Origin of the sequence: Corynebacterium sp. HMSC063G05, from assembly GCF_001810555.1 — a bacterium.
Classification (GTDB): Bacteria; Actinomycetota; Actinomycetes; order Mycobacteriales; family Mycobacteriaceae; genus Corynebacterium; species Corynebacterium jeikeium_D.
In genome coordinates this window covers 93,824-115,480 of the sequence record NZ_KV801850.1, presented here as the reverse complement: position 1 = coordinate 115,480, position 21,657 = coordinate 93,824, and the positions used below count along the sequence as shown (strand labels likewise).

The 21,657-nt window shown below is 60.2% G+C and carries 15 protein-coding genes and 1 pseudogene; 13 read left to right on the top strand and 3 right to left on the bottom strand.

Translation table 11 applies throughout. The features are described from left to right. Window positions 1–15 precede the first annotated feature (15 nt). Window positions 16–210 carry a DUF2613 domain-containing protein gene (locus HMPREF2751_RS06185; protein ID WP_005510537.1) on the top strand — a complete coding sequence of 65 codons (195 nt, stop codon included), beginning with the start codon at window positions 16–18 and terminating at the stop codon, window positions 208–210. 29 nt (window positions 211–239) lie between these two features. After that, window positions 240–3,851 (top strand): alpha-(1->3)-arabinofuranosyltransferase domain-containing protein, encoded by a 3,612-nt coding sequence (locus HMPREF2751_RS06180; protein ID WP_070595691.1) that lies wholly within the window; start codon window positions 240–242, stop codon window positions 3,849–3,851. Between the two features lie 6 nt (window positions 3,852–3,857). Here HMPREF2751_RS06180 and HMPREF2751_RS06175 read toward each other — a convergent pair whose 3' ends face one another. Beyond that, window positions 3,858–5,138 carry an acyltransferase family protein gene (locus HMPREF2751_RS06175; protein ID WP_049171762.1) on the bottom strand — a complete coding sequence of 427 codons (1,281 nt, stop codon included), beginning with the start codon at window positions 5,136–5,138 and terminating at the stop codon, window positions 3,858–3,860. Between the two features lie 196 nt (window positions 5,139–5,334). On the opposite strand from HMPREF2751_RS06175, the gene HMPREF2751_RS06170 reads away from it, so the two are divergent. After that, window positions 5,335–6,495 carry a cell envelope lipid trafficking protein PgfA gene (locus HMPREF2751_RS06170; protein WP_048734381.1) on the top strand — a complete coding sequence of 387 codons (1,161 nt, stop codon included), beginning with the start codon at window positions 5,335–5,337 and terminating at the stop codon, window positions 6,493–6,495. Between the two features lie 81 nt (window positions 6,496–6,576). Continuing rightward, a complete protein-coding gene (locus tag HMPREF2751_RS06165; protein WP_070595690.1) occupies window positions 6,577–8,409 on the top strand; it encodes an MmpA family trehalose lipid delivery protein in 1,833 nt (610 codons plus the stop codon). Here the strand turns inward: HMPREF2751_RS06165 and HMPREF2751_RS06160 are convergent. After that, entirely contained in the window at window positions 8,389–9,567 is a 1,179-nt protein-coding gene (locus tag HMPREF2751_RS06160; protein ID WP_069358925.1) for a glycosyltransferase family 4 protein, read from the bottom strand. The two genes, HMPREF2751_RS06165 and HMPREF2751_RS06160, sit on opposite strands and share 21 nt — an antisense overlap. A 93-nt stretch (window positions 9,568–9,660) precedes the next feature. On the opposite strand from HMPREF2751_RS06160, the gene HMPREF2751_RS06155 reads away from it, so the two are divergent. From HMPREF2751_RS06155 to HMPREF2751_RS06130, 6 genes and pseudogenes are all read left to right on the top strand, one after another. Then, a complete protein-coding gene (locus tag HMPREF2751_RS06155; RefSeq protein ID WP_141739555.1) occupies window positions 9,661–10,515 on the top strand; it encodes a class I SAM-dependent methyltransferase in 855 nt (284 codons plus the stop codon). A gap of 171 nt (window positions 10,516–10,686) precedes the next feature. Continuing rightward, window positions 10,687–11,756, top strand: a pseudogene (locus tag HMPREF2751_RS06150) (iron-siderophore ABC transporter substrate-binding protein). 122 nt (window positions 11,757–11,878) lie between these two features. Next, window positions 11,879–12,799 (top strand): FecCD family ABC transporter permease, encoded by a 921-nt coding sequence (locus tag HMPREF2751_RS06145; protein ID WP_070437322.1) that lies wholly within the window; start codon window positions 11,879–11,881, stop codon window positions 12,797–12,799. After that, a complete protein-coding gene (locus tag HMPREF2751_RS06140; RefSeq protein WP_049171768.1) occupies window positions 12,796–13,851 on the top strand; it encodes a FecCD family ABC transporter permease in 1,056 nt (351 codons plus the stop codon). Before HMPREF2751_RS06145 ends, HMPREF2751_RS06140 begins: the two co-directional genes overlap by 4 nt. A gap of 36 nt (window positions 13,852–13,887) precedes the next feature. Next, window positions 13,888–14,694, top strand: a complete 807-nt coding sequence (locus tag HMPREF2751_RS06135; RefSeq protein WP_070595689.1) for an ABC transporter ATP-binding protein — start codon at window positions 13,888–13,890, stop codon at window positions 14,692–14,694. Window positions 14,695–14,734: 40 nt separating this feature from the next. Further along, window positions 14,735–15,736 carry a siderophore-interacting protein gene (locus HMPREF2751_RS06130; protein ID WP_070595688.1) on the top strand — a complete coding sequence of 334 codons (1,002 nt, stop codon included), beginning with the start codon at window positions 14,735–14,737 and terminating at the stop codon, window positions 15,734–15,736. Between the two features lie 42 nt (window positions 15,737–15,778). On the opposite strand, the gene HMPREF2751_RS06125 is transcribed toward HMPREF2751_RS06130, so the two are convergent. Beyond that, window positions 15,779–16,132: a VOC family protein gene (locus HMPREF2751_RS06125; protein WP_070595687.1), complete on the bottom strand. Its 354-nt coding sequence runs from the start codon at window positions 16,130–16,132 to the stop codon at window positions 15,779–15,781. Window positions 16,133–16,337: 205 nt separating this feature from the next. Here HMPREF2751_RS06125 and HMPREF2751_RS06120 point away from each other — a divergent pair, with 205 nt between their 5' ends. The 3 genes from HMPREF2751_RS06120 to HMPREF2751_RS06110 all read left to right on the top strand — a co-directional run bounded on the left by HMPREF2751_RS06120 (window position 16,338) and on the right by HMPREF2751_RS06110 (window position 21,649). Continuing rightward, the gene (locus HMPREF2751_RS06120; RefSeq protein WP_048760224.1) at window positions 16,338–17,573 is read left to right on the top strand and encodes an acetyl-CoA C-acetyltransferase; all 1,236 of its coding nucleotides are present in this window, start codon (window positions 16,338–16,340) and stop codon (window positions 17,571–17,573) included. A gap of 74 nt (window positions 17,574–17,647) precedes the next feature. Beyond that, window positions 17,648–19,879, top strand: coding sequence for a 3-hydroxyacyl-CoA dehydrogenase NAD-binding domain-containing protein (locus tag HMPREF2751_RS06115; RefSeq protein ID WP_070595686.1), 2,232 nt, complete (start codon window positions 17,648–17,650; stop codon window positions 19,877–19,879). 141 nt (window positions 19,880–20,020) lie between these two features. Then, the gene (locus HMPREF2751_RS06110; protein ID WP_070595685.1) at window positions 20,021–21,649 is read left to right on the top strand and encodes a protein adenylyltransferase SelO family protein; all 1,629 of its coding nucleotides are present in this window, start codon (window positions 20,021–20,023) and stop codon (window positions 21,647–21,649) included. Window positions 21,650–21,657: the final 8 nt, after the last annotated feature.

Genomic DNA, 21,657 nt, shown 5'->3' with positions numbered 1-21,657 from the left:
CGAGGAGTCCTCAACATGGCATACGAAACTGATTCCGAGCAGCGTCGTAGCGTTGGCCCTGCCCTGGCCTCGGCGCTCATTGGCGCCCTTCTCGGTGGTGCCGCTATCTTCGGCATCGGCCAGGCTCTGACCGAAGACCGAATTCCGGAAGCACAGGCTGTTTCCACCGATGACGCTCTGCTTGGCGGTGTCGAGTACGGTCAGCGTTAAGTCTTTAACGCTAACCCTCCTTTAACGCTATGCCCACCTTTGTTCGAGCGCGTAAGCGCGTGCTTGTACCTTGGTGGGTTTTGCTGTGCCTGCTGGCATTCATCCAGTCCCCCGGCAAGACTGTCGCTGACACAAAGCACGACCTGACAGAAGACCCCATCGGGTTTTTGTCCGCCTCGCTCAACATGTGGTCAGACACCATGCCGCTGGGACAGCTTCAAAACCAGGCATATGGCTATCTCTTTCCACAGGGCGCATTCTTCGCCCTGTTCAGTTTGCTGCCCGATGTATTAGCGCCCGGCTGGATCATCCAGGCGCTGTGGTGGAGTCTTACTCTCTGCTTGGCTTTTACCGGCGCATATCGCGTGGCTGAAGCTATAGGCGTCGGCACGCATACCTCTCGCGTACTGGCGGCGTTGTTGTACTCGTTGTCGCCGCGGGTGATTACGACGTTGGGCGCGATTTCGTCCGAGACCTGGCCCGTAGCGCTGGCACCGTGGATTCTGCTTCCGCTCCTGCGGGTCGCGGCCCGGCGCGAGGAACTGCCCTGGCGCGCGACTGCCCGCGCCGTATTGCTGTCCGGTCTAGCGGTACTGTGCACTGGCGCGGTCAATGCGGTCAGTACAGCGGCGGCTTGCATCCCCGCAGGTCTAATGCTGCTCTTCTTCGCTTTTACGGGGCCTCGTCGCGGGCGTGCGTGGGCGATGCTCGGCGGTTGGCTGGCTGCGTGTGCAGCGGTCAGCATGTGGTGGATTGTGCCTCTACTACTGCTGGGCAAGTACTCGCCACCGTTTACGGACTACATTGAGTCCTCCGGCGTGACCACTCGTTGGTTGAGTCTCGGCGAAACGCTCCGCGGCTCCACTTCGTGGACCCCGTTTGTCTCTTTCGAGCGAGTCGGCGGAAATGCTCTGGTCGCGGAGCCCATCCTCATTTACGCCACTCTGGCTGTGGCGGCGATTGGTCTGCTTGGCTTGGTCATGCGCTCACTGCCGCTGCGTCGGATGTGGCTGATGATGCTGCTGATCGGGCTTGTCATCGTGGCGGCCTGGACGGAGCCATTCGGGCTGGTGTGGGAATCGGCTCGAGAGGTGCTCGATTCCACGCTCGCAGCAGTACGCAACCTGCACAAATTCGACACAATTGTGCGCCTGCCACTTGTTATCGGCTTCGCTCATGCGACAGCCCAGCTGCCATGGCCGTGGCGAGAGCCGGCGAACGAGCACAAGAACGAGACGGCGAGCGATTCAGCAGCCACTGGCTGGCAGCAGTGGCTGCACCCTGAGAAGCACCCGCGCGCTATCGCATCGATGCTGGTTCTGGTGGTTATCGCCAGTGCCACCGCACCTGCGTGGAGCGCCCGTCTCGCTCCGGCAGGCGGTTTTTCCGAGGTTCCGGGCTACTGGCACGAAGCGGCCGACTGGCTGAATGAGCAGGGCGAGGACACCCGCACGCTGGTGATGCCGTCATCTCCGTTTGCTGATCAGACATGGGGCAATACTCGCGACGAACCGCTCCAGCCGCTTGCCGACGTGCCCTGGGCCGTCCGCGATACCGTGCCGCTAGTACCCCCAGAGGCGATTCGCGGCCTCGATGGTCTGCGCAATTCGCTGACTCGGGGCCGCGAGGTACCGGCACTGGATGCCACCCTGCGCAACAATGGCATCGGCTATGTGCTGGTCCGCCACGACTTGAGAGTTACCTCGAGGGGCGATTCGCCGCGCGCCATCACCTCCACGCTGCAGGACTCCCCGACCATGGAAAAGGTGGCGGAGTTCACGGACGAGGACGGCCATACCGCTATCCAGATTTGGGGCGCGGGCCCGAAGGAGCTGCGCAATCACGCCCTTTCGCCGCGGTTGGTGGACACTACACAGGTGCCGCTGGTCGCCGGTGGTCCTGAAGTGCTCCCGCGGCTTGATGAGGTCGATTCCGATGCCCCGGTGCGCATCCTGTCCGGTAAGAACGCCGGCACTGTCACCGACACTCCCGCACGCCGCGGCCGCAACTATGGTGAAGTCGTCGGAGCGGAGTCGGCAATCCTGGCCGAAGACGAGGACTCATATGTCCGCAACCTCGTTCCGGACTACCCCGTCGCGGGACTGCCACTGACGCAGACAGCAACGGGTCGCGCCACAATTGAGGTTTCATCGTCGGCCTCTGAGCCATACAACGTCGGTGGTGCATCGGCTGACCACTCGGTCAACGCAATGCTCGACGGCGACACCTCTACCTGGTGGGAACCCCTGGCAGGCAAGAGTCAGGCTGAGTGGGTCAAGCTGTCGTGGAAGGAACCGACCGATAACGCAGTGCTCAGCCTGACCGGTGCTCGCGTTCCGGCGCAACTGCGCATCCAGACCGATACGGCTTCCAGCTCCGTACAGTTGGTCCCGGGTGAGACGACCCACATTCCGCTGCCCGGCGGCAAGACCACATCTGTGCGCATCACAGCAAAGATTGCTCCTGTGGGGTTTGCTATCTCCGAGCTAGGACTGGTGATTCCAAAGCGGGACACTGGCTTCGACGCATTCGAATCCACCAACTCCGATTCCGATGAAGAGGCGGGACTTTCCGCCGAGGATATAGCAGAGGACCTCACGCCGGTTCGTGTCCCGGTGGTACCGAATTCCTCGTCGCTGGCTCAGCGTTGGGTCTTTGGCCAGGAGATTCACGAGGGCACGCTGGTGCGCCTGTTCACCGTTCCGAAGCCGGTAAAGGTGAAGGTCGATGCTGATACCTGCCGCAGCAGCATCGGAGACCCGTGGGCCAGCCTCCAACGAGGTGACGGTTCTGATCACCGCGAGCTGACCTGTGGTGAAGAGATTGAGCTCTCGCCGGGGCCATGGCGCATCGATGCCAAGTCCGATTGGGTATCGCTCACCTCGACTGGCTACTTCGCGCCGTCAGCCGAGCAGCAGAAAGCCACGCCAATCGACCTGAACAGTCCTATTGACCCTGCCGACCACGATCGCATCGTGTGGCTGCCAATCTCTGTCAATGCCGGCCACGAGCTTCGTGTCGGAGGTGCCGCCATGAAGCCGGTAACGGTCTCTGGTTGGCAGCAGGGTTGGACAATTCCGGCTGGAATTGGTGGTGCAGTCGAGCTGACCTATCCACCGCAGCAGACCTGGCGTACTGGAATCCTCGCAGGCGGCGCACTCGCAGCTGTGTACGCACTGGTCGCTGTGGGGCTGGCTTTCGCTTGGCGACGATTCGCTCTCACCGCCCCGATTTCCGTATCTTCGCTGGGCAATGACTTGCCGCGGGCGGCTATTGGCATTGCGGCTGCCGCGACAGTGACCCTGGTATCCAGCTGGCCTGGTGTGGTCGTTGCCCTCGTCGTGGTTGCCGCTACCCTTGGTGCGGTTTTCTGGGCACGGAAGCGTGGGGACGTCGTCAAGCCATGGCTGAACGTGCGAAACGCACTAATTGTGGCGCTTGCTGCGACGATGTCGATTGCGGGCTTGGTGCTGGCGGCGAACCCATGGCCAAAGGATGACTACGCCGGTGCCGGCTGGCCGCTTCAGTTACTGCTGACGGCGGCGCTGACAATCGTGGCGTGCTGCTCGATGCTTTCCGGTAGCGGTGCTGATGACGACACCGACAGAGATGCTAGCGACACCGACAACACCGCTGATTAAAAGCCGTTAGCGGTTGACCCAGACGCGTGCGAAGAAGCGGCGGGCAGGTTCCTCGACGAGCGCGTAGGAGGCGGCGGCCACCGGAATCGACAGTGCGACCGTGACAATGGTGACACTGAGCAGATGTCCGGTGAACAGCTTCACGCCAAGCAGCGGGAATGCAATGGAGAGCATCGCCACATGCCAGAGGAAGATACCGTACGACCAGCGCCCTAGCGCCTGCATGATGGGGTGTTCAAGGAAGCGAGACTCCGGCGCTATCGTCCAGGGGCCGATGATGGCGGCACCGAAGACCAGACCGCACAGCAGGCGGCGGGTGAATTCCCAGTTGGTGAGCTCGACTAGCCCTTCGGGACCCAGGTAGGAAGCCAGAACCAGCGCACCAACGGCGATCGCCAGCCACAGCGAACGGCGGCGTGCCCAGCGCTGCATGGTCTCCACCTTCGCGCGGGCGGCATCGGTATCGACGCCCTGGAGCGATTCCAGCTCGGCGAGAATCATGCCAGCTGCGAACCAGGAAAAGTAGGCAATCGGCTGAATATGCGGGTTAACGCCTTCTGGGTACGGCAGTGGCAGGTAGGGCCAGCCGAAGCTCAAGATCGCAAGCAGGGAAATTGCCACTATGCGGCGCCCCTGCTGGCGATGCGGGTCCAACCGGCTAAGCCCAATGGCAAACAGCGGCAGCGAGATGTAGAACGCGACCTCCACCGACAACGACCACAGGTGCGTCAACCCACCGTGCAGCGAGCCGGAGAAATACACCTGTGTCAGCGTCAGATTTGTTAGCCAAATCTTGAGATCCGCGCCGCGCCCCACCGGCAGTGCGATGAGCACAATAAGCACTAGCACCCAGTACGCGGGCATAATGCGCGCGACGCGCTTCTTGTAGTACTTCGCCCAGCTCTTCTTCCGTCCGCCGTCGGCATCGGACAATGCTTTACGACGGGGAATTCCGCCGTAACCCGAGCGGTGAGAACGCCACAACAGGAATCCGGACAGCACGAAGAAAACGGCCACGAAGAAGTCGAAGCGGCCGAGGATGCGCTCCCACAGGGCTCCCACATCATGCCCGGTCTGGAATGCGACGTGCGTGCCGATGATGCCCATCGAAGCCACAGCTCGCAGGCCCTCCAGCGAAGGCAGGAAGCCTGGGCGGAATGTGGTGGCAGAGCTCGATGCAGTGCTGGATCCCGAGCTGGATACAGTGTTCGGCGTAGAGTTCGGCACAGAGCTCGACACTGTGTCTTGCCCAGCGTTTGGCGCTGCCGCATATGCCTTGGACGTCATAGTACTTTCTTACACGGATACCGGAATGAGTAAAATCACTTGTATTTTATTATGAAATAAGTCCTGTTCAGGCCGGTTTTTCCAAAACTCTTTTGTTTTCCCGACAAGTTATTTTTAAAAAACACACCACATAACTCCTAACTTCCTGCTAGGTTTTGCAGCAGAAAGTTACGTACAGTTAAAGGACTATCCGCTGATGAAGAGAACTCTCGGACATGCACTGATTATTATCGGTGCTGCATTGATTGTCATTGCCGTCCTTCTGCCAACCTTCCTGGTGCCTCGCCTCCGGGTCATCCCACTTGACACTGTGAGCGATACCATCACGGAGGTGCGCGACGGCACTCTGTTGGACTCCAGCCAGCTGGGCAAGAATGAGCCAACGCCAAACCGCAAGAATGACCCGCGCTGCAAGGCAGAGACGGACGAAGAGAAGCGCGATCTCCCGGTCCACTGCTTCATCAACGACAAGACTCCGATGCAGTCGAAGCGCCACGTTGAGATTGAGGAGCCGGCTGACGACAAGATTGCAACTCTCCAGGTCGGTACCACTCTGCTGCGCGATGACCGCGAAGAGCCGAAGAACCTCATCAATGCGACCCTCGACCGCATCACTGTTGACCGCAGCACTGCGTACCCGGTAGATGACCCGATCTCCAGCGTTGCTATTAACGCACCGCAGGGTGGTTCGGACACCAAGCCGCCGACGTTCACCCGTCCGGGCATCCAGTACCAGTTCCCGTTTGGTGCTGAGAAGAAGTCCTACCCGTACTACGACGTCCAGGCGATGCGTAACTTCGAGATTGACTTCGTCGGTGAGGAAACTCAGGATGGCGTCAAGGTCTACAAGTACTCCATGACCATTCCGCCGCAGAACCTCTACGAGTCCCTGACCGAGCACTTCACTCGCGACGGCCGCAAGCTCACTGAGGCTGACAAGTCCTCGCTGGCTTCCATGCGCCTGAGCTTCCCGGCTCACAAGTGGGGCCTGGAGGGTGACGACGACGTCGAGCTGGATCGTTACTACACCAACGTCCGTACTGTCCGCGTCGAGCCGACTTCTGGCGTGATCGTCAACGGTACTGAAGAGATGTTCATGTTCTACGCCAAGGACGACAAGGAAGCTGAAGAAATTGCTTCCAAGGCTGGCCGTGAGAAGGAAGCCAAGGAGCAGAACCGTACCGCGATGAAGTACACCGCTCAGTGGGACGAAGGCTCCAAGGGCCGCCAGATGGACCGCGCTAAGGAAGCACGTAAGTCGCTGACTATCGGCGGCACTGTCGCACCGTGGATCCTCGGTATCCTCGGCCTGGTTCTCATCGTGATTGGCTTCCGTGTTCGCAGCAAGTCCGCCTAAGACGCCAAACTACGGTGCCACAGGCTCTCGCTTACCCTAAGTTTCACTGAGGAAAGCGAAAAATAATTTAATATAGGGCACGTGACACAACGTTTCCGCACTACTCTGACCCAGTCGGCTCGCTCTCATTCGGAGCGAGTCGCCTGGGTTTTTGTGTTGTCGTGGATTCTCCTGCTGACCGCTGCCGTGTGCTGGCCGCTCTTTGTGCCCCACAAGGCCCCGGCCGATGGTCGCTTTGGGGCACCGATGTTTCTGCTGCGCGACATGGTCATCCCCAATCACCCACCGCTTACCGACGCGGCCCTGGGACTCGGCCCCGCTGCGGCACGAGCTGTTCCGCAGGACACCGCACTGTGGGCACTGGGCTACTTTGTGGATGCCAGCCATTGGGTGCGCTTCGGCATGGTGGGCGCCTGTTTGATTGGTGGTCTTGCAGCTGCTGAGCTCGCCCGCAGGTTCACTCGCCACGGCTCGGGCACCAGTAGCGCATCCGGTGCGGGCCTTGTACCCATGACTCCGAGCTTGGCCAGCCAGCTGATTGCACCGACGATGCTGCTCTGGAACCCGTTTGTGGTCGAGCGTTTGCTCCAGGGACAGTGGTCACTGGTCATCGCCGTATTGCTGCTTCCGGCAGTTGTTCTGGCAACGCAGATGGGTAGTGCCTTGTGGCGCACCAGCGCAATTGCCGCTGCGGGTCTCACGCCGACCGGTGCCCTTTTGGCTGGTATCACCGGCATTGTTACCGCTCGCAATAACCGCGACCGCGCTTGGATTGTGGCCACAACAGTAGCGGTCAGTTCACCGTGGCTAGTGGCATCTTTGCTGAACCCGAGTGCAGCTGGGTCCTCCGATGCGGCTGGCGCTGCCGCATTTGCGGCCAGAGCAGAGGCACACGTCGGCACGCTCGGCAGCCTGTTGGGATTGGGTGGCATCTGGAATAAGCAGGCTGTGCCACTGACGCGCGAGGTTGGTTTTTCGGCGATTATGGTGCTGGCACTCCTGGTGCTTATGGGCCTGGGATTCCGTCGTGCCTGGCATTCGCAAGAGCGCTGGCGGGGGCTGATTATCACTGGCGCCACGGCCATCATGCTCGTCGCTCTCGCCGCAACAACGCCGGGCATTTTGATGATGGGTTGGGCGCTGGAGCACATCCCGGGCGCGGGCCTGCTTCGTGATACGCAAAAGTGGATCGCGCTCGCCGTCCCCGCCTATGTCATCCTCGCCGCAAGCGGTGCGGAATACCTGGCACGCCGCGCTCGCGGGGCCACCGCCAATATCGGCCAGTGGTTGGCTACTGGCGTCAGCGCGCTCATCATCATCGCCGCTGTCCCCACGCTGCCCGCCGATGTCGCTCCACTTCGCCCCATTCCGTCATGGGAGGGCTGGTCGGCGGTTTCCGGCGTGGTCGCGCTTGACGACGATCGCGTTGCGGTTCTACCTGCCGGTTCTTACCGCATTATTAATGGGCGTCCTGTCCTCGACCCGGCTACGAAGATTTTGCCCGCTCCGGTGGTGAGCTCTGGCGAACTGATTGTCTCTGGGCAGTCGGTGTCTGGCGAGGGAGCCACAACCGTTGAGCGCACGCTGCTCGGTGGTGCGAAGAGACACGAGGAGCTTGAGTCTGCGCTCCAGAGTCTTCGAGACCAAGGCGTTGGCTGGGTCCTAGTGGAGAATTCGCCCGGCAACTTCGGCGACTCCGCTGACATTGTGGCAGCGTTAGACCCCGTCTATGAAACACCTGACCTGCAGCTATACCATGTTCCCGGCGTTATCGAGCCGGCCACACAACCAAGCCAGGGGGCCTATGCAGCTGCGTGGACAGCCTTTGGAATCTGGACTCTTTGCCTACTCGCTGGGCTGCTGGCGGGGCTACTGACTGGAGTAATGGAAGCGCTACTGCCCCGCCGCAGGTAGCAACTTATCCAGTGTTGGGTTTTCCAAGACATTCAGAACTGCCTCACCGGTCTTGTCCCAGCCAAATTCCGCGGCACGGGCGACGCAGGCCTTGGACATTGCGCGATGCAGTTCGCCGTTATCGAGAATCTGTCGTGTCTTGGCAATCAGGTCAGCTTCATCGCTGGCCAGCAGGCCAGTTTCGCCGTCGTTGACCGAATCGCGCAAGCCCGCCGAGGAGCGATAACCGACCGTCGGCACGCCGTGCTGCGCTGATTCGATGACGGCGAGCCCCCAACCCTCCTTGCGAGAAGGCATCAGGTGCAGACACGCCTTGGAGAGGATGCGGTGTTTGTCCGCCTCGGTGACCTGCCCGTGGAAGACGACGTGGTCCGAAACGCCCTTGTCACGGGCATATTCCACGAGGTTGTCGTGCCACCACCCCGAGCCAATAACATCGAGAATCGCACCTGGACGATCTTGTACAAGATCTGCAAGCACATCGATGGCGTGCTCAATCTGCTTATGCGGAACCAATCGCGACAGCGTCACCAAATGCGGTGCTGGACCGTCGCACTCGGATAGGTCCGCCATGATTTCGGTCGACTGCAACTCCTCCGGAATCGGGTCCACACCATTGCGGATTACCGCGATGCGCCCCGGCGACACTCCAAGTTCTACCAGTTCAGCGGCACTTGGCTCGGAAACTGTGATGTAGCGGCAGCGGCGGTGAATCATCGGCGACAGACGCGACTCGATGAACCACCCAAGCTTGCTAATAATCGGCCCTGCCACTGGCCACTGTTCGCGGTGGCAGTGATGTGTTAGCAGCACCGTCGGTGCGCCGGAGAAAATCCGCGCGAAAAAGGGGACACCGTTTTGGGTGTCGACCACGACATCCGGCTTGCCGCCGAGCACCTTGGCAATTGGGCCCACGCCAAATCGCGCACCCAGCATCGCGGTCCAGGAGCGCACATAGACGGAGAAGTTTCCACCAGCGCGGGAGAACGTCACGCCATCACGACGCGAAAGGGCTGGTGCGTCTGGGTAACTGGCCGTGCGGAACACCACGGTGTGACCTTGGTCGGCAAGGTAACCTGCGACGCGCTCCAAATAGCGCTCACTACCTCCACCTTCGGGGTGACCAGTGTCGCGCCAACACAACAGTAAGATTTTCATAACAATATGAGCCTAACGCTCGGCGCGGCTTTCGTTGCCGCTTTAGCTCAAATCCATACTCCCAAACCCAACCAGTCCATTAGATTGTTTGACGTGACCAGCTTTCGCTTTCCCGCTTTTATCGTCCCGCCCGCTCTGAAAGAGCTGCGCAGCTTTGCTACGCTGTCGCGCTCATTCGGGCTGCTCAACGACTTCAAATACGAGCAAACCGATCCCGATATCTTCTACGGGCACCTGGCTGAGGACACCATCGGCCTGTTGGAAGGCATCGCAGCTGGGGCGGATGGTGCGGCGGGGTCGACGGACACAGGGGGCACGTCGTCAAGCGTTACGACGAATACCGCACTGCGTGGCAAGCGCATCCTTGATGTCGGCGGCGGCCCTGGGTACTTTGGCCGAGCATTTGCCCAGCGTGGCGTGGAATATTACACCTGCGAACCCGATGTGGGCGAGATGGCGGCGGCGGGTATCAAGCTGGAGTCGTCGGTACGCGGATCGGGGCTGGAACTGCCGTTTCGCGATGACGCGTTTGACCTGACGTACTCGTCGAATGTCGCCGAGCACGTGCCCGAGCCATGGACGATGGGCGAGGAAATGCTGCGTGTAACCAAGCCGGGCGGACTGGTCGTTTACTCGTACACCATTTGGTACGGCCCGTTCGGCGGCCACGAGATGGGGATGACGCATTACCTGGGTGGCGACCGCGCGCGGCGCATGTATGAGAAGAAGCACGGCAAGCGACCGAAGAACTATTTTGGCGAGTCCCTGTTCAAGGTCGGTTGCGGTGAAGGATTGAAGTGGGCGCGCGCTGCCGCGGAGGCCGGCGACTGCGAGCTGCTGGCCGCTTTCCCGCGCTACCACCCGTGGTGGGCCTGGTGGATGGTGCACGTGCCGGTGCTGCGCGAGTTCGCGGTGTCGAACCTGGTGTTGGTGCTGCGGAAGCGGTAGGGGGTTCATAGAGGAAGCCTTTAGAGCCCCTGAACGCAAACCGTCACCCTAGCCCCCCAATACCACCCCTGCTTTTAGGATAGCCTGCCCTTTGTTACTGTTTCCGACATTCGGTAGAATGCTGGGCTCGGGAGTACTCAACGAGACTCTTCGCACAAACAAAGGACCTACATGAACAAAACCTTCAGGACCCTGACAATCGCGGTGGCCAGCGGAGCCATCGCATTCACCATGGCAGCCTGCGGAAGCAGCGACACGAGCAGTGAAAACAACGCCAGTAGTGTCAGCGCCTCGGACGCCAACACACAGCTCCCTGTGACCATCAAGCACGCGTTCGGCGAGACCACTATCAAAGAGGCACCGCAGCGAATCGCGACTGTCGGCTGAGCGAACCATGAAGTACCGCTTGCTCTGGGACAAGTGCCCGTTGGCATGAGCAAGGCCACCTACGGTGACGATGACGGCGATGGCATCCTCCCGTGGGTTGAAGACAAGCTGAAGGAACTCGGCGCAGATTCCGGCGACAAGAAGCCGGTGCTCTTCGATGAAACCGACGGCATCCCGTTTGAAAAGGTCGCAGACACAAAGCCTGACATTATTCTTGCTACTTACTCCGGAATTTCTCAGGAGGACTACGACACGCTCTCCAAGATTGCGCCTGTCATTGCCTACCCCGACATGGCATGGGGCACATCATTGGAAGACATGATTCTGATTAGCTCCAAGGCGATCGGCAAGGCCGATGAGGGCAAGAAGCTGTCCGAGAACTTGGACACCACTATTGCCGACGCTCTTGAGAAGTACCCGAACCTCAAGGGCAAGAAAGCACTCTTTACCTCCTTCGGTGGCAGCTCCGACCCATCAAAGCTTGGTTTCTACTCCACCGAAGATCCACGCATGGGATTCCTTGTAAACCACGGTCTTGCAGCACCGAAGATCGTCGAGGAACAGTCCAAGACTGCTGACAAGTTCTGGGTTGAAGTCTCCACTGAGAACCCGGAGCAATTCGATGACGTCGATGTCATCATCTCCTACTCCTCGGGCGATAAAGCCGAGGATGAAAAAACGTCAAGGATATGCAGGCGGATCCACTGCTTTCCAAGATTCCGGCGGTGAAGAACGGCAACATTGCCTTCCTTGAAGATGGCCCGCTAGGAGCCGCCTCGAACCCCTCACCGCTCTCCATCCCTTGGGGCATCGACCGTTACTTCGCAGCGCTTAACGAAGGATTGAAGAAGTAATAGTGCCAACCTCAGTCCATGCTGCTTCAACAAAGCCCACTCCCCCTCCTTCGACGACCACCAAGTCAGCTGTATTTGTTCTCTTGCTGATACTTGGACTGGTATCGGTGGTCCTGGCGGTTATGTTCGGCATACGCAGTATTACGTTCACCGAGGCGCTTTCCGCCTTAGGTGGAGCTACCGACACCGCGGGAGAAGCTGCAGCGTGGACACGCATTCCGCGTACCGTGCTGGCACTGTGCGCGGGTGCAGCGCTCGCCACCTCGGGCGTAGCCTTTCAAGCTGTTACTCGAAACCCGCTTGCGGACCCCGGAATATTCGGCGTTCTTGCTGGCGCTTCTCTAACAGTTGTTATCGGTATCACCTTTTTCAACATCAGTCGCACACTGCCGACAATGCTAGTTGCGTCAATGGGCGCCTTCGCAGCTGCAGTGTTTGTCTACTGCGTGGGATCAATCGGCCACGGCGGAGCCACTCCACTCAAGCTAGCTCTTGCTGGAGCTGCCACGGCCGCCGCCCTATCTAGCTTGACCAGCGCCATCTTGTTGCCGCGCGCCGATGTCATGGACGAATTCCGCAACTGGCAAATCGGCTCCGTCAGCGGTGCGCAGTGGGAATCACTGACGGTCGCTTTCCCGTTACTTGGGCTCGGGTTCGTCATCGTCTTTTTAACCAGCAGCGGCCTCAACGCACTCTCCCTTGGCGATGATGTCGCCACCAGCCTCGGCATCAACTTAACCCGCACGCGAGTCCTGGCAACACTCGGCGCGGTGCTGCTCTGCGGGACCACCACTGCCGTCACCGGTCCGATTGCCTTCGTCGGTCTCATCGTCCCCCACGTACTCCGGATGATCCTTGGAACCGACCACCGCGTTCTCATCCCAGCAAGCGCTCTGGCAGGAGCAGTATTGCTCACGCTTGCTGACACCGTCGGGCGCCTCGTCGGTGACCAATCCGAGATTGCTGTCGGCATCATCATGCCCTTCCTCGGAGCTCCACTGTTTATTTGGATCGTGCGACAGACAAGGATGCGGGAACTATGACAAACCTCGCCCCCGAAACGCGCCCGCAGAATAGGGCCAGCGAATTAGCGACCGCTATCCAAGAACAACGCGGTCACGCCCGAATTCGTTTTACGCTCACATTATTGGTTCTAGCAGCGATTACGGCCGTACTGTGGCTGCTGAGTCTCATGCTTGGAGATTCCTTCTATTCCCTTGCCGATGTCATCGGCGTCATTCGCGGTGACACCGTCCCCGGGGCATCTTTCACAGTGGGAGAGCTACGCCTACCACGCGCCACGATTGCAATTGTCGCCGGCTTCGCGTTTGGCGTATCAGGAACAATCTTCCAAACGATGCTGCGAAACCAGTTAGCCTCACCGGACATTATCGGTATTTCCGCTGGTGCGGCCGCTGCTGGTTCGACCATGATTGTGCTGTTTCAGGCCTCTCAGACTGCCGTGTCAACGGTGGCGCTGATGGCGTCGTTAAGCGTGGCCGCTCTGACCTACCTGCTGGCGTTGAAATCGGGATTTGCCGGCACTCGCCTGATCCTGACGGGAATCGGCATTGCGGCGATGCTGCAGGCATGGACCACCTACGTGCTGTCGAAGGCTTCCGCGTGGGATCTGCCGACGGCCACACGTTGGTTGACTGGATCGCTGAATAACATCTCGTGGGAGCGCGGATTACCGCTGGTTATTACCGTTCTTGTCGTAACACCGCTGCTCTTGATTGGTGCGCACAGGCTATCAATCTTGGAGCTTGGCGACGACATCGCCACCTCACTCGGACTGCGCGTGAACCTGCTTCGCGGAGCTCTTATTGTCGGCGCCGTCATGCTCATCGCAGTGGCGACATCCGCAACCGGACCAATCTCATTTGTCGCATTCATGGCAGGCCCGATCGCGATGCGAATCTTTAGGCCCGGCGCGAACCTCATAGTGCCATCTGGATTGGTTGGAGCATTCTTGGTGCTTGTCGCAGATTTAGCCGGCCAATACCTCTTCGGCACGCGTTATCCCGTCGGAGTTATTACCGGCGCGCTCGGAGCACCCTTTTTGATCTATCTGCTCGTCAGAACATCTCGATAGCTGCGCTTTGTTCATCAAACCAAGGAGTCACTCACCGTGTCCGCACAACTGAATGCTCAGTCCCTTACTTCTGGATATGGGGAAAAACCCATTGTGAAAGACCTGACTTTGTCATTCGAAGCAGGCAAGATTACTTCGATTGTCGGACCAAATGGTTGTGGCAAATCAACGTTTCTACGTACGCTAGCTCGTTTGATTCGGCCATCAGCTGGATCCGTCGAGCTGGACGGCAAGGAGCTAGGTTCCTATTCTTCCCGCGAATTGGCAAAGCGGCTCGGACTGCTTCCGCAGACCCCTATCGCTCCTGACGGCATCACTGTCGCAGACTTAGTCGGCCGTGGTCGAACCCCCTACCAGGGAATTCTGGGTCGCTGGAGTTCAGCCGACTACGACATCGTCACCGAAGCTATGGAAGCTACCCGAGTCGCAGACCTCGCAGGGCGGTGCGTCGAAGAGCTCTCCGGCGGCCAGCGTCAACGTGTGTGGATTGCAATGGCACTCGCACAACAAACCGATGTGCTGCTTCTCGACGAACCTACAACCTACCTAGATCTAAAACATCAACTAGAAGTCCTGGATCTACTAACTGATCTCAATCAACGCCGAGGCACCACCATCATCATGGTGCTGCACGACCTCAACCTGGCTGCTCGGTATTCGGATGTTCTCGTCGCCATGCGCGACGGACGACTGCATTCCGCAGGAGCGCCTGTCGACGTGCTCACACAAGAGCTGACCCGGGAGGCGTTCGACCTCGAATCGCTGATTATTACCGATCCGGTCTCAGGGCTACCCACGGTTACGCCCATTGGGCGCCACCACTCGAAATTAGCCCAGTACTAGCTCAGTAGATGTAAGTAACTCATCAGATTTAAGGATTCCCATGGGATACCAGCCACACCGCGTCCGCGTTGCCCGCACGCAACAGATTTCCCCGCACTTTCAGCGCATAACACTTCACGACGTGGAGAATGTCGGGCCGAAGGACACGATTCGGGACCTCCGTATCAAAGTCATTATCCCAGCCGCTGGTCAGCTTCCAGAGCTGCCGGAGGAGAATTGGTTCGCCACCTGGAAAACCCTTGACCCCGACACTCGCGGCTATGTCCGCACGTATTCCATCCGCGCTTTTCGGCGCAACTTGCCAGACGACGCTCCCGATGAACTCGACATCGATTTCGTGCTACACCCCGATGCCGCTGGGCCAGCGTCTGCATGGGCTTCAAAGGCACAGATCGGCGATGAGCTGCTCATCATCGCACCGACACGAGATGATGAATCCGGCAGCGGCATCGAATTCGCCCCTGGAGCTAGTAGTCGCATCGTGATGCTTGGAGATGAAACTGCCTTACCTGCAATTGCGAAGACCCTGGAGGAATGGCCAGCGGGAGTGCAGGGAGAAGTGTTTATTGAGGTTCCATGTACAAGCGATGCCCAGAAGCTAGAGGTGCCATCTGGAGTCTCGGTGAAGTGGCTGGCGCGAGCGGACGATGAGCACGACACTTCGGGCGAGCTGCTGTACTCCAATCTGGTGAAGCTTGTCAGCAATGCGCTAAGCCCGGTCTCACAAGAAGCACTGTCAAACGTTCTCGAGGGGAATACGGCGGCGACCACTACGTCGACGGGCGAGGATGACCCCAGCTTTCTGGTGTGGGAGACCCCAAGCTATTCACAGTCGGGTGAAGATATTTCCAATTCCAGCGGCGAAGACAAGGCCAACACCGAATCTCCGAATCCGAGGCTAACCGGGACTTACTTTTGGATTGCAGGTGAGTCTTCAGCGGTGATTCGGATGCGGAGGCTGCTGGTGAAGGAATGCCACGTCCCGAGGAAGCAGGTGTCGTTCATGGGATATTGGAAGCGGGGTCAGGCAGCGAAGGGATAGCAAGAAATGCAGTGCTAGCAATTGCTGCAGGCCGGATCGTCACTACGCAGGCTCGACTGGAGTCCACGCGCCGAGCTCGTGACCTGCGGGCGTCGTGAAGTAGAAGCGACGACCGCCTGGGAAGTCGTACGGTTCCTTCGTAATTGTGCCACCCGACGCCTTGACCTGCTCGTATGTGGCATCCAGATCCGACACCCGGATGAGTGGCATGATTGCGCGCGTTGGATCCTCGGCGTTAACGCCACTGGCGGTGCCGGAATCTCCAGTGTCGGCGTAGTCGTCGCCGTACATGGCGTAGGTCCAGCCGAAAACGGATGAGAAGAAGTCGCGGACTGTGTTCAGTTCTTCAACGGAAGAGGCGGGGAACTCGATGTAGTCGATGCGGGAGTCGCTCATGAGCCAAGTCTAGGAGAATTGGAGGAGCCACAATCGCCACCTAAAAATACTTATGTAATTACCCCCGGTTTCTCACATAACCGCAGGTGGGAGACTACAGGGAGTCAACTTTCTCCCCAGCACCCCTCAAATCACCCCCGGCAATCCGCCATTCGTTATAGAGTGACGCACGACACTTTACGACGAATCTGTGAGGTAAAAACACATGACTTCCGCCACCATTCAGCCGGGCGGCGAAGCCTTCATCTACGAGGCAATTCGCACCCCGCGCGGCAAGGGCAAGAAGGACGGCTCCCTCCACGAGGTACGCCCGGTATCACTTCTCGTCGGCCTCATCGACGAAATTCGCAACCGCTTCCCGGACCTGGATGAAGAACGCATCAGCGACCTCATCGTTGGCTGCGTCAGCCCGGTCGGCGACCAGGGTGCGGACATTGCCCGGACCGCAGCACTCACCGCAGGTCTGCCGTACCGCACCGGCGGTGTCCAGATCAACCGCTTCTGCGCTTCCGGCCTCTCCGCCATCAACTTGGCTGCTCAGAAAGTCCGCTCCGGCATGGACGAGCTCGTCCTCGCCGGTGGCGTCGAGTCCATGTCCCGCGTGCCAATGATGTCCGACGGCGGTGCAATGGCGATGGACGCACAGGTCTCGTTTGCGACCGACTTCGTCCCGCAGGGTATTTCCGCTGACCTGATTGCATCGCTCGACGGCTTTGACCGTGAGTCCCTCGACGAGATGGCAGCACTCTCCCACGCTCGTGCCGCAAAGGCTTGGTCTGAGGGCCGCTTTGACCGCTCCGTCGTCCCAGTCAAGGACGCTAACGGCCTGACCATCCTCGATCGTGATGAGACCATCCGCGAAGGCGTCTCCGCAGAGTCCCTCTCCGGTCTGCGCGCAGCCTTCACCATGATGGGTGAGCAGGGCGGCTTCGACGCAGTTGCACTGAAGAAGTACCCGCAGCTTGAGCGCATTAACCACGTCCACCATGCAGGTAACTCCTCCGGCATCGTCGATGGCGCTGCACTGACTCTGGTTGGCTCTGAGAAGGCCGGCGCAGACATGGGTCTGACCCCACGCGCACGCGTTGTCGCCACCGCCGTCAATGGTGTCGAGCCGACCATCATGCTGACCGGTATCGAGCCGGCTGTCCGCGAGGCACTGGCCAAGGCCAACCTGACCGTCGACGATATCGACGTCTGGGAAATCAACGAGGCGTTTGCCGCCGTCGTCAAGCACGCTCAGCAGAACCTGGGCATCGACTACGACAAGCTCAACATCAACGGTGGCGCAATGGCCATGGGTCACCCGCTGGGTGCAACCGGTGCCATGATCACCGGCGCCGCAATCGACGAGCTGCACCGCACCGGTGGCCGCTACGCTCTCATCTCGCTCTGCGTGGCTGGCGGCATGGGTGTTGCAACCATCATCGAGCGCGTCTAAAGCAAACCGGAACGAAACTCACAGCGACAATTACCGCGGTCACACCGCGATAACCACAAAGGACTGACTGATTTATGAGCACAGATAACATGTTCCGGTGGGATCAGGACGACGCCGGAATCGTCACCCTCACCATGGATGACCCGAATGCGCCGGTCAACACCATGAACAAGACCTTCCAGGACGACATCTGCGCCACCGTGGAGCGCCTGGAAAACGAAATTGGCGACGGCTCTGAGACCTCCATCAAGGGCATCATCATCACCTCTGCAAAGAAGACCTTCTTCGCAGGTGGCGACATCAAGCAGATGTCCAAGGCCACCGAGGACGATGCAGCTGACATGTTCGGCATGGTCGAGGACATGAAGGCCTCCCTGCGTCGCTTGGAGAAGCTCCCGGTGCCAATTGTTGCTGCCATCAACGGCGCAGCACTGGGCGGCGGCCTCGAGGTCGCGCTGGCTGCTAACTACCGCGTTGCTGCCGATGCCCGCGGTTCCAAGATTGGTCTGCCAGAGGTCACCCTCGGCCTGCTGCCGGGCGGCGGCGGTGTTTCCCGCGTCGTTCGCATGCTGGGCATTCAGGACGCACTGATGAAGGTCATTCTGACCGGCGCGCAGATGAACCCGGCCAAGGCTCTCGCAGCTGGCCTCGTTGACGAGGTTGTTGCCCCGGAGCAGCTCATCGACACCGCTCGCGCATGGCTGACCAGCGAAGACGCCAAGGCCGCACAGCCGTGGGACGAGAAGGGCTTCAAGATCCCGGGTGGCGACCCGAAGACTCCTAAGTTCGCAATGAACCTGCCGTCCTTCCCGGCAAACCTGACCAAGCAGCTCAAGGGCTCCCCGATGAAGGCTCCGCGCCTTGCTATGCAGGCTGCCATCGAGGGTTCTCAGGTCGACATCGACACCGCACTGCGTATCGAGTCCCGCTACTTCACCGAACTGGTCACCGGTACCCAGTCGAAGAACATGATGCAGGCGTTCTTCTTCGACCTCAACCACGCTCAGGGCGGCGGCTCCCGTCCGCTGCAGGCTGACGGCACCCCGTACCCGAAGCGTGAGTTTAAGAAGGTGGCCGTTGTTGGCGCCGGCATGATGGGCGCAGGTATCGCCTACGTGTGTGCAAAGGCTGGCATGGAAGTTGTCCTGAAGGACATTTCCCTGGAGAACGCCGAGCGCGGCAAGTCCTACTCCGAGGGCCTGGAGGCGAAGGCTCTCAAGCGCGGTCGCACCACTGAGGAGAAGTCCGCAGCACTGCTGAACCGCATCAAGCCGACCGAGTCCTACGACGACCTGGCCGACGTCGACCTGGTCATTGAGGCCGTCTTCGAGAACACCGACCTCAAGCACAAGGTTCACGCCGAGATCGAGGCCGCAGTTCCGGAGACCTGCATCCTGGGCTCCAACACCTCCACCCTGCCGATTACCGAGCTGGCTTCCCACGTCAAGCGTGAGAAGGACTTCATCGGCCTGCACTTCTTCTCCCCGGTGGACAAGATGCAGCTGATCGAAATTATCTCCGGCGATAACACCGACCCGGCAATCCTGGCTGCTTCGCTGGACTTCGCTGTTGCGATCCGCAAGATTCCGATCGTCGTCACCGACTCCCGCGGTTTCTATACCTCCCGCGTCATCGGCACCGTTATCAACGAGGCTCTGCGCATGGTTGCCGAGGGCTACGACCCGGCCATCATCGAGGCCGCTGGTCGCCAGGCTGGTTACCCGGCACCGCAGCTCCAGCTTGCCGACGAGCTGAACCTCAAGCTCATGGAGAAGATCGCTGGCGAGACCCGCGCAGCCGCCGAAGCTGCAGGTCAGACCCTGGACGAGGGCGGCGTGCCGGCCCTGGTCGAGGCCATGCTGCACAAGTTCGAGCGCCCGGGCAAGCTCGAGGGCAAGGGCTTCTACGAGTACGTCGACGGCAAGCGCTCCGGTCTCTGGCCGGGCCTGTTCAACGAGCTCCGCGAGGAGCTGAACATCACCCCGATTGCTCCGGAGGACACCGACCTGCAGGAGCTGGTTGACCGCATGCTCTTCATCGAGGCCATCGAGACTCAGAAGTGCGTCGACGAGGGCGTTCTGCTTCACGACGCCGACGGCAACATCGGCTCCATCTTCGGTATCGGCTACCCGGCCTGGACCGGTGGTACTCGCCAGTTCATTAAGAACTACGACGGCGCCACTGTTATCGACCCGGCCGCAGCTCACCCGGAGCGCCGCGGTGTCGCAGGCTTCGTCGAGCGCGCCGAAGAGCTGGCCGCTAAGCACGGCGAGCGCTTCAACGCTCCGGAGTCCCTGAAGAAGTAGGGCTACCCCGAGCGCACCCCGGTTGCTGGAATTGTTCCAGCAACCGGGGTTTTCCGCCTTCGAGGCCACGTCAACGTACGTAGCACCGCTGAACGCACCAGCGCGCCAACCCCAATTCGGCCTACCCGTTAAACTGCGCACATGGCTAGAAACGTCGCTGATCTGCCCACCGCACTGCCTGAACTCGCTATCGACCAGCAGGGGTTTGATGCCCCATCGCCGCAGCTGGTCATGCTTAACGACGAGCTCGCGACCCAACTCGGCCTCTCCCCGCAGTGGCTTCGCTCGGAGGCTGGCCTGAAGTTCCTCACTGGCCACGGCGCCGATCACGGAGTCGGCCAGGAAACCGATACCCCACTCGGCGCATACACAACCCCGATGGCCACGGCCTATGCCGGCCACCAGTTCGGCAACTTCGCAGGCCTACTCGGTGATGGTCGCGCGCTCTTGCTTGCCACAGTTGAGGTTGAACCGGGGCTGACTGGGCTGCACTGTCCGCCTAACCAGCCCGACTGCCCCAAAGAGACAACCCACAGCGACAGCACCCAGGCCTACGAGATCCAAGCGAAAGGCACCGGCCCCACGCCCTTTTCCCGTGGCGGTGACGGCAAAGCCACGCTGACCTCCGCGCTGCGGGAGTACCTCATCAGCGAAGCCATGTATGCGCTCGGCATCCCCACCACCCGCGCGCTGGCGGTCATCAAAACTGGCGAAGAGATTTACCGCGGCTCGCAAACCCCATTCGACAACACCGACCCCACCACCGAACTTCAACCGGGCGGCATCGTCGTGCGCGTAGCATCCAGCCACCTGCGAGTTGGCACGTTCGAGCTGGTCGCACGCTCCGGAGCGGACACCGGAGTCATGGATCGGCTCATCGAGTTCGCCGCGCAGCGGCACGGCTACGAGGGTTCGGCGGAGTCGGTTCTCCGGGACGTCGTCAAGCGGCAAGCCAATCTCGTTGCGGCGTGGCTGGCCTGTGGATTTGTCCACGGCGTGATGAACACCGACAATGCCAGCATCGCGGGCGAGACCATCGACTTTGGGCCGTGTGCGTTTCTGGATGCGCACGACCCCCGGGCGGTGTTTAGCAGCATTGATCAAGGCGGTCGATACGCGTTCGGCGCGCAGCCGACGATTGCCGGGTGGAACATGTCGAAGCTCGCGGAGACTTTGCTACCGCATTTCGCAGGCACCCCGGAGGATGCCCTCGCACGCGCCCGCGACATCCTGGGCGAATTCGCCGACGAATTCACCGATGCGCTCAGCCGCAGGTGGCTGCCCAAGTTGGGGATTCTCCCCTCGCTTTACGACGACCCGCTGGCCATCCCCCTGGTGCAGCAGTGGCAGGCGTTGCTGGCGAAGTTTGGGCTCGACCATACGAATGCTCATCGGGCGCTGATTGAGGTTCTGGCCGATGGTGATGGGGATACAGTTGCTGCGTTGGCTGCGCTGACCAGGCTGACCGCTGATCCTGCGTTCCCCGCCGCCGCGGCTGAGTGGGGGCAGTTGTGGAAGCAGACGCGGGAAGAGCTGGGAATCGACCAGACGACGGCCCTGACACTTATGGAGGAAACGAATCCGCTGTATATTCCGCGAAACTACCTGGTCACGGAAGCGTTAGCGGCGGCAGGGGCGGGGGATCTGACCGACTACCGGCACCTGCTGGAGGCGGTAACCAACCCCTTTGAGTCGCAAGACGTCCCTGCGGGGTTCACGGAGCCGGCACCGCGGGAGTTGGGTGCTTTCCGCTCGTACTGCGGGACTTAATGCGCTGT

What these genes read in the sequence shown, in the direction of transcription:
- HMPREF2751_RS06180 (WP_070595691.1), top strand. Translation starts at nt 240, where the DNA reads ATGCCCACCTTTGTTCGAGCGCGTAAGCGCGTGCTTGTACCTTGGTGG.
- HMPREF2751_RS06115 (WP_070595686.1), top strand. Translation starts at nt 17,648, where the DNA reads ATGAGCACAGATAACATGTTCCGGTGGGATCAGGACGACGCCGGAATC.
- HMPREF2751_RS06125 (WP_070595687.1), bottom strand. Translation starts at nt 16,132, where the DNA reads ATGAGCGACTCCCGCATCGACTACATCGAGTTCCCCGCCTCTTCCGTT.
- HMPREF2751_RS06140 (WP_049171768.1), top strand. Translation starts at nt 12,796, where the DNA reads ATGACAAACCTCGCCCCCGAAACGCGCCCGCAGAATAGGGCCAGCGAA.
- HMPREF2751_RS06120 (WP_048760224.1), top strand. Translation starts at nt 16,338, where the DNA reads ATGACTTCCGCCACCATTCAGCCGGGCGGCGAAGCCTTCATCTACGAG.
- HMPREF2751_RS06175 (WP_049171762.1), bottom strand. Translation starts at nt 5,138, where the DNA reads ATGACGTCCAAGGCATATGCGGCAGCGCCAAACGCTGGGCAAGACACA.
- HMPREF2751_RS06185 (WP_005510537.1), top strand. Translation starts at nt 16, where the DNA reads ATGGCATACGAAACTGATTCCGAGCAGCGTCGTAGCGTTGGCCCTGCC.
- HMPREF2751_RS06160 (WP_069358925.1), bottom strand. Translation starts at nt 9,567, where the DNA reads ATGAAAATCTTACTGTTGTGTTGGCGCGACACTGGTCACCCCGAAGGT.
- HMPREF2751_RS06110 (WP_070595685.1), top strand. Translation starts at nt 20,021, where the DNA reads ATGGCTAGAAACGTCGCTGATCTGCCCACCGCACTGCCTGAACTCGCT.
- HMPREF2751_RS06170 (WP_048734381.1), top strand. Translation starts at nt 5,335, where the DNA reads ATGAAGAGAACTCTCGGACATGCACTGATTATTATCGGTGCTGCATTG.
- HMPREF2751_RS06130 (WP_070595688.1), top strand. Translation starts at nt 14,735, where the DNA reads ATGGGATACCAGCCACACCGCGTCCGCGTTGCCCGCACGCAACAGATT.
- HMPREF2751_RS06145 (WP_070437322.1), top strand. Translation starts at nt 11,879, where the DNA reads ATGTTCGGCATACGCAGTATTACGTTCACCGAGGCGCTTTCCGCCTTA.